Source organism: Streptomyces sp. AHU1, from assembly GCF_045343905.1.
GTDB lineage: Bacteria > Actinomycetota > Actinomycetes > Streptomycetales > Streptomycetaceae > Streptomyces > Streptomyces triticiradicis.
The window spans coordinates 2975046-2989781 of the sequence record NZ_CP174283.1 but is presented as its reverse complement, the minus strand read 5'-3'; the positions used below and the strand labels follow the sequence as shown (position 1 = coordinate 2989781).

Annotated in this window: 15 protein-coding genes; 7 read left to right on the top strand and 8 right to left on the bottom strand. The window is 73.3% G+C overall.

Features of this window, described 5'->3' with window-relative positions; translation table 11 throughout:
• The first annotated feature begins 147 nt into the window (after positions 1–147).
• The gene (locus ACICHK_RS13545) at positions 148–1044 is read left to right on the top strand and encodes a prohibitin family protein (protein WP_406837093.1); all 897 of its coding nucleotides are present in this window, start codon (positions 148–150) and stop codon (positions 1042–1044) included.
• Between the two features lie 368 nt (positions 1045–1412).
• Here the strand turns inward: ACICHK_RS13545 and ACICHK_RS13540 are convergent, their stop codons facing one another.
• Both ACICHK_RS13540 and ACICHK_RS13535 read right to left on the bottom strand, forming a co-directional pair.
• Complete coding sequence (locus ACICHK_RS13540; protein WP_406837092.1) at positions 1413–1907, bottom strand: hypothetical protein; 495 nt, start codon at positions 1905–1907, stop codon at positions 1413–1415.
• A gap of 157 nt (positions 1908–2064) precedes the next feature.
• Positions 2065–2397, bottom strand: coding sequence for a hypothetical protein (locus tag ACICHK_RS13535; RefSeq protein ID WP_406837091.1), 333 nt, complete (start codon positions 2395–2397; stop codon positions 2065–2067).
• A gap of 194 nt (positions 2398–2591) precedes the next feature.
• On the opposite strand from ACICHK_RS13535, the gene ACICHK_RS13530 reads away from it, so the two are divergent.
• The 3 genes from ACICHK_RS13530 (at position 2592) to ACICHK_RS13520 (ending at position 4922) form a co-directional block, all read left to right on the top strand.
• Positions 2592–3068 (top strand): MarR family winged helix-turn-helix transcriptional regulator, encoded by a 477-nt coding sequence (locus tag ACICHK_RS13530; RefSeq protein WP_406837090.1) that lies wholly within the window; start codon positions 2592–2594, stop codon positions 3066–3068.
• Between the two features lie 317 nt (positions 3069–3385).
• The gene (locus tag ACICHK_RS13525) at positions 3386–3973 is read left to right on the top strand and encodes a hydrolase (RefSeq protein ID WP_406837089.1); all 588 of its coding nucleotides are present in this window, start codon (positions 3386–3388) and stop codon (positions 3971–3973) included.
• A 37-nt stretch (positions 3974–4010) separates the two neighbouring features.
• Entirely contained in the window at positions 4011–4922 is a 912-nt protein-coding gene (locus tag ACICHK_RS13520) for a LysR family transcriptional regulator (protein WP_406837088.1), read from the top strand.
• 185 nt (positions 4923–5107) lie between these two features.
• Here the strand turns inward: ACICHK_RS13520 and ACICHK_RS13515 are convergent, their stop codons facing one another.
• Positions 5108–6022: a ketopantoate reductase family protein gene (locus tag ACICHK_RS13515; protein ID WP_406837087.1), complete on the bottom strand. Its 915-nt coding sequence runs from the start codon at positions 6020–6022 to the stop codon at positions 5108–5110.
• A 142-nt stretch (positions 6023–6164) separates the two neighbouring features.
• Positions 6165–6938, bottom strand: a complete 774-nt coding sequence (locus tag ACICHK_RS13510) for an MBL fold metallo-hydrolase (RefSeq protein ID WP_406837086.1) — start codon at positions 6936–6938, stop codon at positions 6165–6167.
• Positions 6939–7040: 102 nt separating this feature from the next.
• On the opposite strand from ACICHK_RS13510, the gene ACICHK_RS13505 reads away from it, so the two are divergent.
• A complete protein-coding gene (locus ACICHK_RS13505) occupies positions 7041–7268 on the top strand; it encodes a DUF2277 domain-containing protein (protein ID WP_103552735.1) in 228 nt (75 codons plus the stop codon).
• A 56-nt stretch (positions 7269–7324) separates the two neighbouring features.
• Here the strand turns inward: ACICHK_RS13505 and ACICHK_RS13500 are convergent, their stop codons facing one another.
• The 3 genes from ACICHK_RS13500 to ACICHK_RS13490 all read right to left on the bottom strand — a co-directional run bounded on the left by ACICHK_RS13500 (position 7325) and on the right by ACICHK_RS13490 (position 10610).
• Entirely contained in the window at positions 7325–7954 is a 630-nt protein-coding gene (locus ACICHK_RS13500) for a DedA family protein (RefSeq protein WP_406837085.1), read from the bottom strand.
• A gap of 201 nt (positions 7955–8155) precedes the next feature.
• Positions 8156–9820, bottom strand: a complete 1665-nt coding sequence (locus ACICHK_RS13495; protein WP_406837084.1) for an alkaline phosphatase D family protein — start codon at positions 9818–9820, stop codon at positions 8156–8158.
• A gap of 145 nt (positions 9821–9965) precedes the next feature.
• Entirely contained in the window at positions 9966–10610 is a 645-nt protein-coding gene (locus tag ACICHK_RS13490) for an HNH endonuclease family protein (protein WP_406837083.1), read from the bottom strand.
• A 478-nt stretch (positions 10611–11088) separates the two neighbouring features.
• Between ACICHK_RS13490 and ACICHK_RS13485 the strand changes: the two genes are divergently transcribed.
• Both ACICHK_RS13485 and ACICHK_RS13480 read left to right on the top strand, forming a co-directional pair.
• Positions 11089–11670 (top strand): TMEM165/GDT1 family protein, encoded by a 582-nt coding sequence (locus ACICHK_RS13485; protein ID WP_151468222.1) that lies wholly within the window; start codon positions 11089–11091, stop codon positions 11668–11670.
• Positions 11671–12225: 555 nt separating this feature from the next.
• Entirely contained in the window at positions 12226–12894 is a 669-nt protein-coding gene (locus ACICHK_RS13480; RefSeq protein ID WP_404818442.1) for an HAD family hydrolase, read from the top strand.
• 425 nt (positions 12895–13319) lie between these two features.
• On the opposite strand, the gene ACICHK_RS13475 is transcribed toward ACICHK_RS13480, so the two are convergent.
• Entirely contained in the window at positions 13320–14684 is a 1365-nt protein-coding gene (locus ACICHK_RS13475) for a peptidoglycan-binding protein (RefSeq protein WP_406837082.1), read from the bottom strand.
• Between the last annotated feature and the right edge of the window lie 52 nt (positions 14685–14736).

The window sequence follows — 14736 nt, the reverse complement described above, 5'->3', positions numbered from 1 at the left end:
GCGCAGACACGATCACTCGCCGCGCGACAGCCCCCCTCCAGGATCGCTGCGCCGCTCGCGTCGTGCGGTCAGGCACCCGACACCGGAGATCGCTACGATGCGCCGGGGCCGCGTCCCAGGAGGCGCGGAAACGTTTTCCGGAGGGGGATGTCCGTGTTCGTGCTGTCCATTCTGCTGCTCATAACCGCGATAGTGCTCTTTCTCGTCGGCCGCGGCCGCACTGAGGCAGGCGGCTGGAGACTCGGGGCGGTGCTCAGCGCCGTGGCGGGCGTGCTGTCAGGCGTCTTCGCCTGTGTCCATGTCGTGAGCGCCTACGAGGTCGGCGTGCCGGTGACCTTCGGCAAGATCGGCACGCCGATGGTCTCCGGCATGCACTTCAAGTCACCGTTCACCGACGTCACGTCCTTCTCCACCCGCCCGGTGGACCTCGACCTCAACGGCAAGGACGTGGTCGAGGTCCGCTCCTCGCAGGGCGGTGTGCTCTACGCGGACGTCACCATCAAGTGGGCCGTGGTGCCGGCCAAGGCGGTCGCGCTGTACCGGTTGGCGGGCAGCGAGGAGGCCGTCGAGGAGCGGCTGGTGCTGCCGGACAGCCGCGAGATCATCCGCAACGTCTTCGCGAAGCACACGAGCGAGGAAGGCTACGCGTCCGCCCGCGAGCAGATCGGCTCGGAGATCGCCGCCCTCGTCAAGGAGCGACTGGCGCCGCGCGGCATCGACGTCACTTCCGTCAACCTGCGCAATGTGAGGCCGTCGGAGAAGCTGCAGGACCAGATCGACAAGAAGATCCAGCAGGAGCAGGCCACCGAACGGGCCGTCGAGGCGTCGCGTACGGCCAAGGCGGAGTCGGAGCGCAAGCGGATCGAGGCGGAGGGCATCGCCCGCGCCAACAAGATCATCGAGCGGTCGCTGAGCGACAAGGTGCTGTACAACCAGTGCCTCGAGGCGTACAAGGAGGCCGCGAAGGCCAACCCGGTGTACGCGGTGCCGTGCGGCACGGACTCGAACGGCACGCCGGTCATCGTGGACAACGGCAAGAGGTGACGCCGTCACGGGCGACATCTGCCCCGTCCCGGTCGTGAGGGGCTTCACGAACCCGTACGACTAGCCAGTCCCCGTACGACCAGTCACGGCCCGTGCGACCAGTCACGACCCGGCCCGGCCCGCCCCGAGCGCGGCCGGGGCCGGAGCCGTTCGCGGGCCTTCGTCCTCCCCGGGCGGGCGGACGAAGGCCGCGGAGCTGCCGGTCACCACGGAAGTGCGCCGGACGGCACGCCCGTCGGGGCCGGGCGGGCCCGCCCGGCCCCGACGGGCGGGGACCGGGCGGCAAGCCCGGCCGCTCGACCGGTGACGTGACGCGAACGGCGCCTGCCCCGGCGGTACTCGGGCCGAGAGCGGGCGTTGCGTCACCTTCAGTCGCTGAAGCAGCCGAAGTCCTCGTCGTCCCGGCCGTCGTACGCCTTCCGCGACTCCTCCTTGCCGTCGCTGAAGACCAGGCGGCCCGCGCGGAGTCGGTCGGGCCGGAAAGTGAGGAACCCTTCGACGAGATCGTCCGAGGACATGTTGGCGCGCAGCGCGTACGTCGACGCGGGGTCCAGCGTGACGGACAGGGGGAGCCGCGTCGTGAAGCCTCGGGGGGAGCTTCCGAGGCGTACGCGATGCGTCGTGACCCCGTGGGAAGCCTTGATGTGCCACAGCAGTTCACCCGGATCATCGGCGGTGCCGTCGCGATCCCACCGGTACAGGCCGACCTCGGTGATGCCGTCGGGCCCGGCACCCGGACACACGCGCCAGCCGATCACCGGACCGGAACTCCCGCTCTCGACGAACAGCGGGTCGAACTCCGCGCCGCAAGCGCTCAGCAAGAGCGCGAGAGACATGACGCCTGCCGCTCTACCCCACTTCACCTGGCGGAGTGTAGGGGGCAGGGGACGGGGTGACACCCCGGTGGTCGTCTCGATCTGATACCGGAGGGCGACGGTTCTCGGGGCGTGCCGCTCGCGGCGGTGGCCGGCGTGATCGCCGTACGGGGGAACTCCGGTCCCCGGTCCGGCCCGTGCCGTCTCACGGCGGTGCGTCGCGGGTGTGCTTCAGGCGCATCCGGGCGTCGACCTTGTCCGGAGACGGGACCTCCGACCAGAAACGGTGGCCGGAGACGAACACGGCGAGTTCGCGCTCGCGTCGGCGGAGCTTTTCGACCTCGGCCTGTTCGTCGTCGGACCAGCCGGGGGAAGCGGGGCGCTCCACCTTGCGCCAGCCGCCGGTGTCGCTGAAGCCGTCCAGCGGTTCCACCGACCAGGGGAGTCGTTTCAGCAGGTCCAGCAGCTCGGCCCGGACCTGACGCAACTCCTCCTGACCGGCGAGGAGATCACTCGGAAAGTCGTAGGTCGCAGCCACACGGCAATGCTACGCCTGTTCGATTTTGTGGTGCGAGTTCCTTCCGGGACTTCACACGAACGGGTGTTCCGAACAGGTGTTCCGTTCGAGCGCTCCGGATGGGGTGGAGGACGAGGCGGGGGTGGGTGGATTCGGCAGGCTGGGCTGTGCAGTCTGAACTGGACAGTTTGGGCTGTGCGTTTTACGGTGACGTCATGGACCAGAGCGGCGAACGGCCGGACGACACGGCCGTCTCGGAATCCGCGGCGCGTGCCGCGCAGGATCTGCGGGTCGCGTTCAGCCTGCTCCGGCGGCGGATCCGCGAGGTGCCCGGGACGCAGGACCGGGCGCAGGACCTCACGCCCTCCCAGATCTCCGCGCTCACCCTGGTGAGCAAGAGCGGGGCCGCCACGGCCAGCGCGCTGGCGGCGGCCGAAGGGGTGCGCCCCCAGTCGATGGCCGCCACGCTCGCGGCCCTCGACCGGTACGGACTCATCCAGCGCAACCCCGACCCCGGGGACGGCCGGCGTCAGCTGGTGACGCTCACGGACGCCGGGCGCGAGCGCGTCGAAGGCACCCGGCAGGCCCGTTCGGAGTGGCTCGCCCGGGCCTTCGAGGAGCGCTGCACGGAGGACGAGCGGCGGACCGTCATCGAGGCGATGGCGCTGCTGGAACGGCTCACCCGGTCGTGACACCCGCCCTCCGGGACCGGCTCCGGCGTCCCGGGGGACGGGTCCCGACGGCCCGCCAGATCGGAACGCCCTGCGCCCGCGCCGGCCCCGCCCGCGTCCGCGCCGGCCCCGCGCGGGCGCCGCGGCCGGACCGCCACACGCCTTCACCCGCCCCGGTGCGACGGCCGCCTCCGCCGCCGTCTTCCTCGCCCGCGGTGCCGACACCGGCGGCCTGCGGCAGCCGGCCCTCTCGTGCCCGCCGGGGCCGTGCCGCTCCCGGCGCCGGCCCTCATCGACCGATCCCTTCACGATCTCTCTCCCCCCCGAAAGGCCTGACCATGGCAGTCACCACGCTCGACCCCCGCACCGCGCTCGTCGTCATCGACCTGCAGAACGGCATCGTCGGCAACCCGGGCCTCGCCCCGCACGCCGCCGCCGACGTCGTGCAGCGCGCCGTCCGGCTCGCCGACGCCTTCCGTGGCCACGGCCTCCCGGTCGTCCTCGTCCGGGTCACCGCCGCCGCGGACGGCGCCGACGCCGTCCGCGGCCGCATCGACGGCCCGAGCCGCGCCCGCTCCTTCCCGGAGGGCTGGGACGTCATCGTCGACGAACTGGCCGGACACCCCGGGGACATCACCGTGACCAAGCGGAACTGGGGTGCCTTCTACGGGACCGACCTCGACCTGCAGCTGCGCCGCCGGGGGATCACCCAGATCGTGCTGGCCGGCATCGCCACCAGCATCGGAGTGGAGTCCTCGGCGCGCGCCGCCCACGAACACGGCTACCACGTCACCCTCGCCACCGACGCCATGTCCGACCTCGACCCCGAGACGCACCGCAACAGCGTCGAGCGGATCTTCCCCCGCCTCGGGGAGACCGGTACGACCGAGGAGATCGTCGAGCTGCTCGACAAGACCCGATCCTGAGCGGTCAACTCCGCCTGAACGCAGGTACCTTGGGGCCGTGACCCTGGATGATCTTCGTGTGTTCGTCGCCGTCTGCCGGGCCGGGAGCCTGAGCGCCGTGGCCCGGGAACTGGGCTGTACGCAGTCGGCGGTGAGCCAGCACGTACGCCGGCTGGAGCGCGAGGTCGGGATCGGACTCGTCGAGCGGCAGGCCCGGGGCGTGGTGCCCACCCGTGCCGGGCGGGTCCTCGAACGGGCCGCCGCCGACGGCATCGCCGGACTCGACCTCGCGCTGCGCAGGCTCGACGAGCTGGTGCGCGGGGACGGCGGCACGGTACGGATCGCCACGGGCGGCACCACCGTGCGGCACTTCATGGCCGAGGCCGTGGTCGAGTTCCGGGGGCGGTACCCCAAGGTGAACCTGGAGTTCCAGACCGAGAACTCCAGCCGGAGCTGCTTCGAGGCGCTCGCCGACCACGGACTCGACCTCGCCTGGGTCACCCTCGGCCTTCCCGTACGGGGCATCGAGCAGCGGGCCGTCGCCGAACTCCCCTGGGTGCTCGCCGTGCACGCCGACGACGAACTCGCGGGCCGGGAGAGGATCGAGGCGCGGGAACTGGCCGGACTGCGGATCGTGGGACTGCCCGAGCACTCCACCTCCCGCGCCCACCTCGACTCCGCCTTCCGGGAGTTGGGGATACCGGCGAGTGCCTCCGACACCAGCGTCGCCGACTGGGACACCGCGATCCTGCTCGCCGAACTCGGCCTCGGGCACGCCGTCGTCCCGGCCCTGCCGGGCCTTCCCGGACCCGGTCACCCCGGTCTCCGCTTCCTCCCCGTACCGGCCCTGCCGCCCCTCGCGGTCGGCTGGGCCGTACGCCGGTGGGACGCGCTGTCACCCGCGGCGCACGCCTTCGCCGACACGGTGGCCCGGCACTGCTCGGGCGCCGGGACGGTGGCGGGGGGCTGACGCCGGCACCGGTCCCACGGCACCCGGATGCCGTCGGGCGGCGCCACCCGGCCCCCCCAGGCCCGGACGCCTTCAGGCGGCGTCACCCCGTCCCCCCGGCCCGGAGGCCACCGGCCGGCGCCCGGTCTCGTGGACCTTCGACCCCGCCGGGCGCCGCCCCGGCCCCATGTCCCGCTGTTCCCGCGTCAGTTGCCGGTGCCCGCGATCGGTGTCAGACGCCGGACCAGTTCGCCCGCCACCGGTACCGGAACCCCGGTCCGTTCCGCCGCCCGCAGCAACGCGCCGCCGATCGCGTCGAGTTCGAGCGCCCGGCCCGCCTCGGCATCCCGCTGCATGGAGGACTTGGTGGTCGCAGGGAAGGCGTCGTAGCGGGCGAGGGCGGTCGCCGGATCGGTGGGGGCGCCGCACGCGCGGCCCACCGCCGCCGTCTCCTCGACGAGAGCGGCCAACTCCTCGCGGTGCGAGGTGCGCACGTCGCCCACCGGCACTCCGTGACGTGTCGTCAGCAGCGCGAACGGCGCGAGGAACGACATCTTCGCCCAGAGCGTCGCCGACTCGCCGTCCTGGAGCCGGGCGCGTACCCCGGCCCATTCCAGGGCCCCGGCGAACGCCTCGACCCGCGCCCGTGGTGCCGTCTCGGCGGTCAGGTCGACCTCGGCGAACGGGCTGCCGTGCTCGATCACCCCCGGAGCGGTCCGCGTCGACTCCACGCGGATCACCGCGGGGGCCACCTGCTCGGAACGGTAGCGCTCACGCAGCAGCGCCGGGTGCTCGACGCCGTTCAGGAGCGGGACGACCAGGCCCTCCTCGCCCAGGACCTTCGCCGGGAGACGCTCCAGCGCGGCGTCCAGGGCCGTCGCCTTGACCGCGATCAGGCAGACGTCGGCCGGCCCGCGCAGTTCGGTGTCCGCCTCCACCCGCGCCGTGAAATCGCCGAAGTGGCCGCTGCGCACCTCGATGCCGTCCGCCGCCAGCTTCCGCGCGGTCTCGTCCCCGGCGAGGCAGATGACCCGGTGGCCGGCGCGGGACAGGAGCGCCGCGAGCAGTCCGCCGACCCCTCCCGGACCCAGCACCGCCACCGTCAGCCTGTCGTTCGTCATGGCTCCTCGCTTCTCTCCCCGAGGCCCCGAACGGGCCCCGGAGATGGTCACAAGTCGCGGTCGCCCGAGTCAATCCTCGGAGAACCTTGCCCAACTCCAAGCGTCGGCTGGGGTGTTGCGGTGACCGGAAGCGTGGACGGCGCTACGGCACCCGGACCGGATCCCCGGGCGCCGGCAGCCGCAGTCGGTCCGTGAGACCGGCCTGCGCGAACGCCTTCGCCAGGGCCGGACCGTCCTCGGTGAAGTGACCCCAGTGCTCGAAGTGCAGCGGGACCACCCGGCCCGCGCCGAGGATCCCCGCCGCCCGCGCCGCGTCCTCGGCGGTCAGGGTGAGCGGGGCGTCCGGCACCAGCGGGGTGCGCGCCGCGCCCGCGAACAGCACGGCCACGTCGAAGGGGCCCTGGCGGTCCGCGATCTCCCGTACGACGTCCAGGGACGCGTTGTCGCCGCTCACGTACACCTTGGGCAGCCCCTCCCCGGAGAGCACGAAACCGGTCACCTCTCCCACGAGGGGAAGCGAACCGTCGGGCCCGTGCTGCGCCGGAACGGCCGTCACGCGCAGCACCCCGCCGTCCGGACGCGCCAGTTCCGTGGACTCCCAGGGGGCGAGGGCCCGTACGGGCGCGCCGATCCGCTCGTACGCGGACGCCGTCGACAGGGCCACCGGGACGCCCTGGAGGTATCCGCGCCCGGACGCGTCCAGGTTGTCGGGGTGCTGGTCGTGGGAGAGCAGGACGGCGTCGACCGGGCCGACCTTCCCGGCCGGGAGCGCGGGTCCGGCGGTCTTCACCAGTTTCCGTGCGCCCACGGGGTACTCGCCGGGGGCGTCGAAGGTCGGATCGGTCAGGAGCCGCAGACCGCCGATCGCGATGACGGCGGTGGGACCGCCGATGTAAGTGATCTCCACTGAGGTCATGTTCTGCTCAATCCGCAGTACCGGCGGCGGTATTCCCGGCCGTGGCGGACCTCCTTCCGCGAGTGGCGGCCGTGACGGCGCCCGACGCGCGAGACTGGACCCATGTGCCGCAGCATCAAGACGCTTCGCCCGCCCGCGATCCCCGAGGAAGCGACCGAGGAGGAGATCCGCGCCGCCGCCCTGCAGTACGTGCGCAAGGTCTCCGGGTTCCGCGCCCCGGCCGCCCACAACCGTGAGGTCTTCGACCGTGCCGTCGCGGCGGTCGCGGCGGCCACGGCGGAGTTGCTGGACGAACTGGAGGTACGCGGGGCGGCCCGGCGCGCCGGATAGCGCGCCCGCGGGGCCGCCCGTGCGCACACGGGGCGCCATGTGCCGTACGGCGTGGCTCAGGCGCCGGTCTCCTGCTCCCGCATCGCGGGCCGGCGCACGAGGTAGGCCGCGCCCGCCCCCGCCACGAACAGCGCCCCGACCGAGACGGCCGTCGCGAGCCAGGTGGCGCCCAGCCACTGGCCGCCGAAGTAGCCGAGGGCCACGCTGTAGCCGGCCCAGGCCAGGCCGGCGAGGACCGACCAGGGCAGGAAGTCGCGGACCCGGCGGTGCGCGGCGCCCGCGCCGAGCGAGACGACCGAGCGGCCGGCCGGCGCGAAACGGGCGACGACCACGAGCACGCCGCCACCGCGCGCCAGGACCTCGCCGAGACGTTCCTGCGCCCTGGTCAGGCGGCGGGACCGGGCGATGACGCGATCCAGGCGGTCGCCGCCGCGCCAGGCGAGCCGGTACGCCACCAGGTCGCCGAGGACCGAGGCCGTCGCCGCGCAGAGGACGAGCGCCAGGATGTCGGGCACGGAACGGGGGACGGCGCCGGTCGCCGTGGCGGAGCCCGCCGCGGCCGTCGCCGCCGTGATGACCAGGACGCCGCTCGGCAGGACGGGCAGGAACACGTCGAGAAGGATGGACACGGCGATCACCGCGTAGATCCATGGGCTGCCCGTCAGCGCCCCCACACTTTCCAGCACCGAAACTCTCCCCCGACCGCCCCGTGAGCCCGGCCGCGCCGCTACTCGCGGGGGAGTGGCGTGGCAACCTGTGACAGCCACACAGCGTACGCCGAGGACGGTGCGGAAGATCCTCCGGGGACGCATGTGTCGGTCACATCACGTTCACGCACCCGCACGCTCCGGTACGTCGCACGGCGGCGGCGGCCGTGCGGAACGGTCCTATTCCGGGGTGATCCGGGACTCCGCCGCGGTCGTCAGCCGGGCGCCGTTCGCCGTACGGCCGCCGCCCCGCACCCTCCGCGCCTGTTCGAGGCGCAGGGTGGCCGAACGGCCGCGCAGGACGAGGGTCATCAGCTGATTGCCGAACCACGGGCCGCCGGTCTTCCGCCAGTCGACCGGTGGCCGTCCGCAACGGCCGTGGCGGGCGAGGAGGGTGCCGAGCAGCCGGGCCGGGCGGCTCCAGCCGAAGCGGAAGCCGAGCCGCACGGAGAGCGGGATGGCGTTGTGGACGGGGGAGCAGGTCAGCTGCAGGACCCGGGCGGAGGGCTCCCGGGCGGGGTCGGCCCAGACCGGATCGGCGACGTAGGCGTGGTGCACGTCCCCCGACAGCACGCACACGGTCGCCGGAGCGTGCTCGCCCGAGCCGGCCTCGGCGATCAGCTCCGCCAGCTCGCCGAACGACTCCGGGAACGCCGCCCAGTGCTCCAGGTCGGCCGCGCGGCGCAGCCGCTCGCCGAACCGCGCCCAGCGCCCGCCCCGCTCGCCCCGGCACAGGGCGGCGTCCCACGCCTCCGCGTGATGGATCAGTGGGGGCAGCAGCCAGGGCAGGGACGTGCCTATCAGCAGATGGTCACGGGAGTCCGGCGCCTGAAGGGCCTGCTCGCGCAGCCACGCGGCCTCCCCGGGGTCGAGCATCGCGCGGTGCCGCTCGTCCAGGACGCGCGCCGCGCGGGTGTCGAGCATCAGGACGCGGGTCCGGCCGAAGTCGCGGCGGTAGCTCCAGCGGACCGAGGCCGGGTCGGCGTCGGCCTGGGCGGCGAAGGCGCGCAGCACGTCCGTGCCGTCGGGCGTCTCGCGCACGGCCGCGTACAGCAGGTCCGCGGAGAGCTCGGCGGGGGAGAGGTTGCCGAGGTGCTGGTGGACCCAGTAGGACATCAGGCCGCTCAGCACCCGCTCGCGCCACCACGGGGTCGCCCGGATCTCGGCGAGCCAGGCCGCGCTGGTGTTCCAGTCGTCGACGATGTCGTGGTCGTCGAAGATCATGCAACTGGGCACGGTCGACAGCAGCCAGCGGATCTCGGGATCGAGCCAGGACTCGTGGTAGAGGCGGGTGTACTCCTCGTAGTCCGCGACCTGATGACCCGGGGGGTCCTCCAGACCCCTTCGCGCCGCGATCCACGCGCGGGTCGCCCTGGAGACCTCGTCCGCGTACACCTGGTCGCCCAGGAGCAGCAGCACGTCCGGGCGTTCGCCGTCCGGGGCCGAGGCGATCCGGGCGGCGAGGGTGTCCAGGGCGTCGGGGCCGACCGGGTCCTTCTCGTCCGCGGGCGGTGACGCCCAGCGGCAGGAGCCGAAGGTGACGCGGACGACGGCGTCGTCGCTCCCGGGGGTGCGCACGACCGAGGGGGGAAAGCGCGAGTCGGGCGGCGGCCACACGGCCGCGTCGTCCAGCCGGATCTCGTACGGGGTGACGGTGCCCGGTGTCAGTCCGCCCACCGGCACCAGCGCGTAGTGGTGGCCCGCGATCTGGAAGGTGCGGGCCTGTCCGCGGGCGCCGTCCGCGCAGCGCACCTCGGCGGTGCACGGGCGGCTCGCCTCGACCCAGAAGGTCGCCGACGAGTCGTCCACGTACCTCAGCAGCGGCCCCAGGAGCAGCTCGGCCATGGTGGTCCCCCTCCTCCGTCGCCCCGTACGGTACGGAACGACGGAGGCCCCTGGGGAGGTTCCGGAGACCGCGGGAACACCGTGGGGGGAGCGGTGTCCGGAACCCGGGCGACCTGTGGCCGCCGGTCGGTGCCGGGGGTGCGGGTCAGCAGCCGGCGAGGACGGAGCTGAGCTTGGTCTTCTCGGCGGAGTCGACCTTGAGGTTGTAGTAGTACTTCACCTGGACCCAGGCGCGGACGTAGGTGCAGGCGTACGCGGTGCGCGAGGGCATCCACTCGGCCGGGTCCTTGTCGCCCTTGGACTGGTTGACGTTGTCCGTGACCGCGAGCAGCTGCGGGCGGGTCACGTCGTTGGCGAAGGCCTGGCGCTGGGCCGTGGTCCAGGCACTGGCGCCCGAGTCCCAGGCCTCGGCGAGCGGGACGAGGTGGTCGATGTCGACGTCGGAGGCGGCGGTCCAGGTGGCGCCGTCGTAGACGGAGTACCAGCTGCCGCCGGTGGCCACGCACGCGGAGTCGGTGGTGACGCCCGAACCGTCGCGCTTGAGGATGTACTCGCGGGTGTTGCAGGTGCCGCTGATCGTGATCCAGGTGGGGAACAGGTCACGGGAGTAGCCGGTGCGGCTCTCCGTCGCGACGGTGAGGGACGCGAGGTAGGTGCGGGCGGTGGCCGCGCTGACCGGGGTGGGGAGGGCGGCGGAGGCGGTCGGGCCGTTGAAGACACCGGCCAGGGCTATCAGGCCGGTGAAGGACGCGAGTATGCTCAGCCGTCGACGCGCGTAGACCTTGGGCATGCGAACTCCCTTGACGTGTGGGGGTGTTGGAGTGCGGGCGAACGAATGCTCGCGGCGTCGTGTAGCCGTGAGGTAAGTGCGCGGTTAGAAAATAGTGACGCGTTCATGACATGACAAGGTTCATGACAGAACTACTTTCCGCGGTCGTGGACTCCGGGCCGGGGGACTTCCGGCCCTGTGGGCCGCCGTGCGGGTCGCGTATCATGGGCGGCGCAGAAGGGGAGTAGCTCTTCGCCGGACCGTCGACATACTGCTCAGCTCGTCTGAGCCGGCGCCCGGAGGCAGGTCCCGATCACGGGACCGGCCAGCGAGACCTTCGGCAAGCAGTGCATTTGCCCTGCCGGGCCTTTCCGGCACGGGCGCTCGTGCCCGCACCCACCGGTGCGGGTGATGCCGTGTGCTGCCGTGCCGAGGTTCGCGCAGTCACAGCACGCGTAGTCGCAACTCTCGGCGGGGCAGCCCGACCGATTGAGGAATTTTGATCAGCTTCAGCGTGATGGCGCTCGTCTTCGGTGTCGTCTTCCTCGCCGAACTCCCCGACAAGACCGCGCTCGCCGGCCTCGTCCTCGGCACGCGCTACCGCGCCTCGTACGTCTTCGCCGGCGTCGCCGCCGCGTTCGCCGTCCACGTGGCGCTCGCCGTCGCGGCGGGCAGCGTGCTGACGCTGCTGCCGCAGCAGATCGTGCACGCCATCACGGGTGTGCTGTTCCTCGGCGGTGCCGCGGTGCTGCTGATGAAGAAGGACGAGGACGAGGAGGAGGTCCGCAAGCCGGAGAACCAGACCTTCTGGAAGGTCTCCGGGGCGGGCTTCATGCTCATCCTCGTCGCCGAGTTCGGCGACCTCACGCAGATCATGACGGCGAACCTCGCCGCGCGGTACGACGACCCGCTGTCGGTGGGGCTCGGTGCGGTGCTGGGGCTGTGGGCCGTCGCGGGGCTGGGGATCGTGGGCGGCAAGGCGCTGATGAAGCGGGTGCCGTTGTCGCTGATCACCAAGGTGGCGGCCGTGCTGATGCTGGGGCTGGGGGTCTGGAGCCTGTACGAGGCCGTGGCCGGCTAGGCCGCTCGCGCCGGCGTCGCCGGGTCGGGTTCGGTGGGGGGCGGGGCCGTGCGGGGTCGCTCGCGCCGGCGTCGCCGGGCTGGGTCCGGTGGGGGTCGGGGCCGTGCGGGGTTGCTTGCGCCGGCCGTCGCCGGTTCGGGTCCGGTGGGTGGGTCGGGGCCGTGCCGGTACATCCGCCCGCATCCGAACGGATCCCGCCGGGGTTGAAGAGGTGCGGGTCGGTTCTGATCCGTCCGGCCTGCGGGCATTCGATGTACCGGCACGGCCCCTCCCGTGCGTCGCCGGGTGCGGGTGCTTCGTGGTGGCCGTTCGCCCCTCCCGCGGGTGGTCGGCGAGTCCCCTCTGGGTGTGTCCGGCTGTGTCGCGGTGGGGGGACGTCTCGGGAGGGTCTCGATGGGGGGCTGGGGCTTGCGTTTTGCGGCTCGGTGGCGCTGGGCCGGATTGTTTTGTATCTTGTAGGAACAAAGTGGTTCCCGTCCGCACCTCCCTGACCGGCGGGCGGGGCCGCCTTGTTTCACGGGGGGCACATTTGTCCCCCTCTCTGCGTTTTGGAGCATGCCGATGACCACGGCCCCCACCGTTCTGACCGCCCGCGCCCTTCTGCTCGACATGGACGGCACCCTCGTCAACTCGGACGTCGTCGTCGAGCGGTGCTGGCGTCGCTGGGCCGATCGGCACGGGCTGGACGGGGACGAGGTCATGAAGGTCGTCCACGGCAGGCAGGGCTACGCCTCGATGGCGGTGCTGCTGCCGGACCGTCCCATGGAGCAGAACCACGCGGACAACGCGCGGATGCTGGCCGAGGAGACCGCCGACGTGGACGGCGTCGTCGCGATTCCGGGTGCGCCCGAGTTCCTCGCCTCCCTCGCCGGAGTGCCGCACGCGCTCGTCACCTCGGCGGACGTGGCGCTGTCCACCGCGCGGATGGCCGCCGCCGGGCTCGGACTTCCCGATGTGCGGGTCACGGCCGAGTCCGTCGGCGCCAGCAAGCCCGACCCCGAAGGCTTCCTGAAGGGCGCGGCCGAGCTGGGCATCGCGCCCGAGGACTGTGTCGTCTTCGAGGACTCCGAGGCGGGGATCGTCGCGGGGCGGGCCGCCGGGATGCGGGTCGTCGGAATCGGCTCCCGAGCGCCGTTCCACGGCCCGGACGTGGCCGTACGCGATCTGACCGAGGTCCGGGTCGAGGTCGTGGGCGACGGGACGCTCCGCCTCCACATCGGCTGAGCCAGGATCCCTCCGGGAGGGGGGAGGGGGGAGGGGGATGGGAAGTGGGGCTGGGCGTGGGTTTTCGCCCCCTCCGCCCCTACCCTTCCCGTACCTGGGGCTCCGCCCCGGACCCCCGCTCCTCAAACGCCGGAGGGGCTGAAACTTTCGCCGACCGGGGCTGGAACGGCCACCACGAAGCACCCGCACCCGGCGACGCACGGGAGGGGCCGTGCCGGTACATCGAATGCCCGCAGGCCGGACGGATCGGAACCCCCCTGCGCTTCACAGCGCCGCTGGGATCCGTCCGGATGCGGGCGGATGTACCGGCACGGCCCCGCCCCCCCCACCGGACCCGAACCGGCGACGGCCGGCGCAAGCAAACCCGCAGGGCCCCGACCCACCCACCGGAGCCGGACCCGCAGCCGCGAAACGCCGGAGGCGAGCTACGGCTGGGACGTCTCCGCCTCCAGGCTCGCCCGCGTGGCCGGACCGTACACGCCGGGGTCGTCCCCCGTGATGCCCCGCGCCCACTGGTACCAGCGCACGGCGTCCTCGAGGCGGCGGTCGAAGTGACCGTCGGCCCTCCGCGTGTTGTACATCCCCAGCTGGCCCAACCGCAGCTGGAGCTCGGTCACCTCCGACCCGCTGTCGCCGCGCCGCAGGGTGGGCCCGGCCGCCACGTTCGGAGCACCGCCGCCCGCGGGGGCCGCGGACTCCGTCGCGGCCGCCGTCGGGCTCGGCCGCGCGGACGTCGGTGACGCCGTGGCCGACGAGGACGGTGTCGCCGACGTGTCCGACTCGGACGCCGACGGGCTCGCGCTCACCGAGGCGGACGGGGACGACGAGTCCGACGCCGTCGCCGACGCGGACGTGCTCGCCGACGGCACCGCGGACTCCGTGTCGGACAGCACGTCCGGCGCGCTCGTCCTGCTGACGTCCTTCGGCAGCGCCTCCTTCTGCGAGGGAGGGTCGGAGGAGAGCAGTCCGCTCACGGCCCCCGCCGCGGCCACCACCGTCACCACGACGCCGGTGACGGCGAGGACCCCGGCACGCCGGCGCCGTCCGGGCCGGTCGGCGGACGAGTCCTTCCGCCCGCGCTCCGGCGAGCGTGCGTTCCCGTGGACGAGGTGGACGTCGGTGGCGTGCGCGTCCGAGGGCAGCGCCGTCAGCCGCATGGTCGCGTCGGCCGGCGCGGGCGCCGACGGCGTGACCGCTTCCGGCGGCAGCGGTGCCGACCGCGCGGTCGCGTCGGCCGGTACGGGAGCCAGCCGCATGGTCGCGTCGGCCGGTACCGGAGCCGGCCGCGTGGCCGCGCCCCCCGGGACCGCCCCCAGCTGCATGGTGTGAGCCGCGGCGTCCCCTCCGGCCACGGGCGGCATCGGCACTCCGCCGGCCTGCGGAACGCCCTCCGCGGTGCCCCACGGCGCGACGCCGCCGTCGGGCGCGCCGCCGCTCGCGTACGCCGAGGCGCTCTCCGGCGTCCAGGCGCCCGCCTCGGCGGACGTCCAGGGCTCTCCGGACGTCGGGGTGGCGTGCCAGGACCCCGCGGTCGTTCCGGCCGGTCCCGGGGCGCCGGCGTCCCCGGTTTGCCCCCAGTCCCCTCCGGGGTGCCCGGAATCCTCCGGACCCAGTTCCACGTAGGGCCGTATGCGCATCGGGTTGAAGTCCTCCGCCGCCGCGGCGGCCTGCGCCGCGCGCTTGTTGCGCAGCGCGTCGGACGCCGTGCGGGCGCAGGTGCAGGACGGGGTGCCGTCCTGTGCCCGGTAGGCGGCGCACTCGGGGCAGACATGCCCGGTCGGTTCAGTCACGTGTGGGTCCCTCCCCCCTGAAAACTCCAGTGATTATGCGGACGGCCTTCAT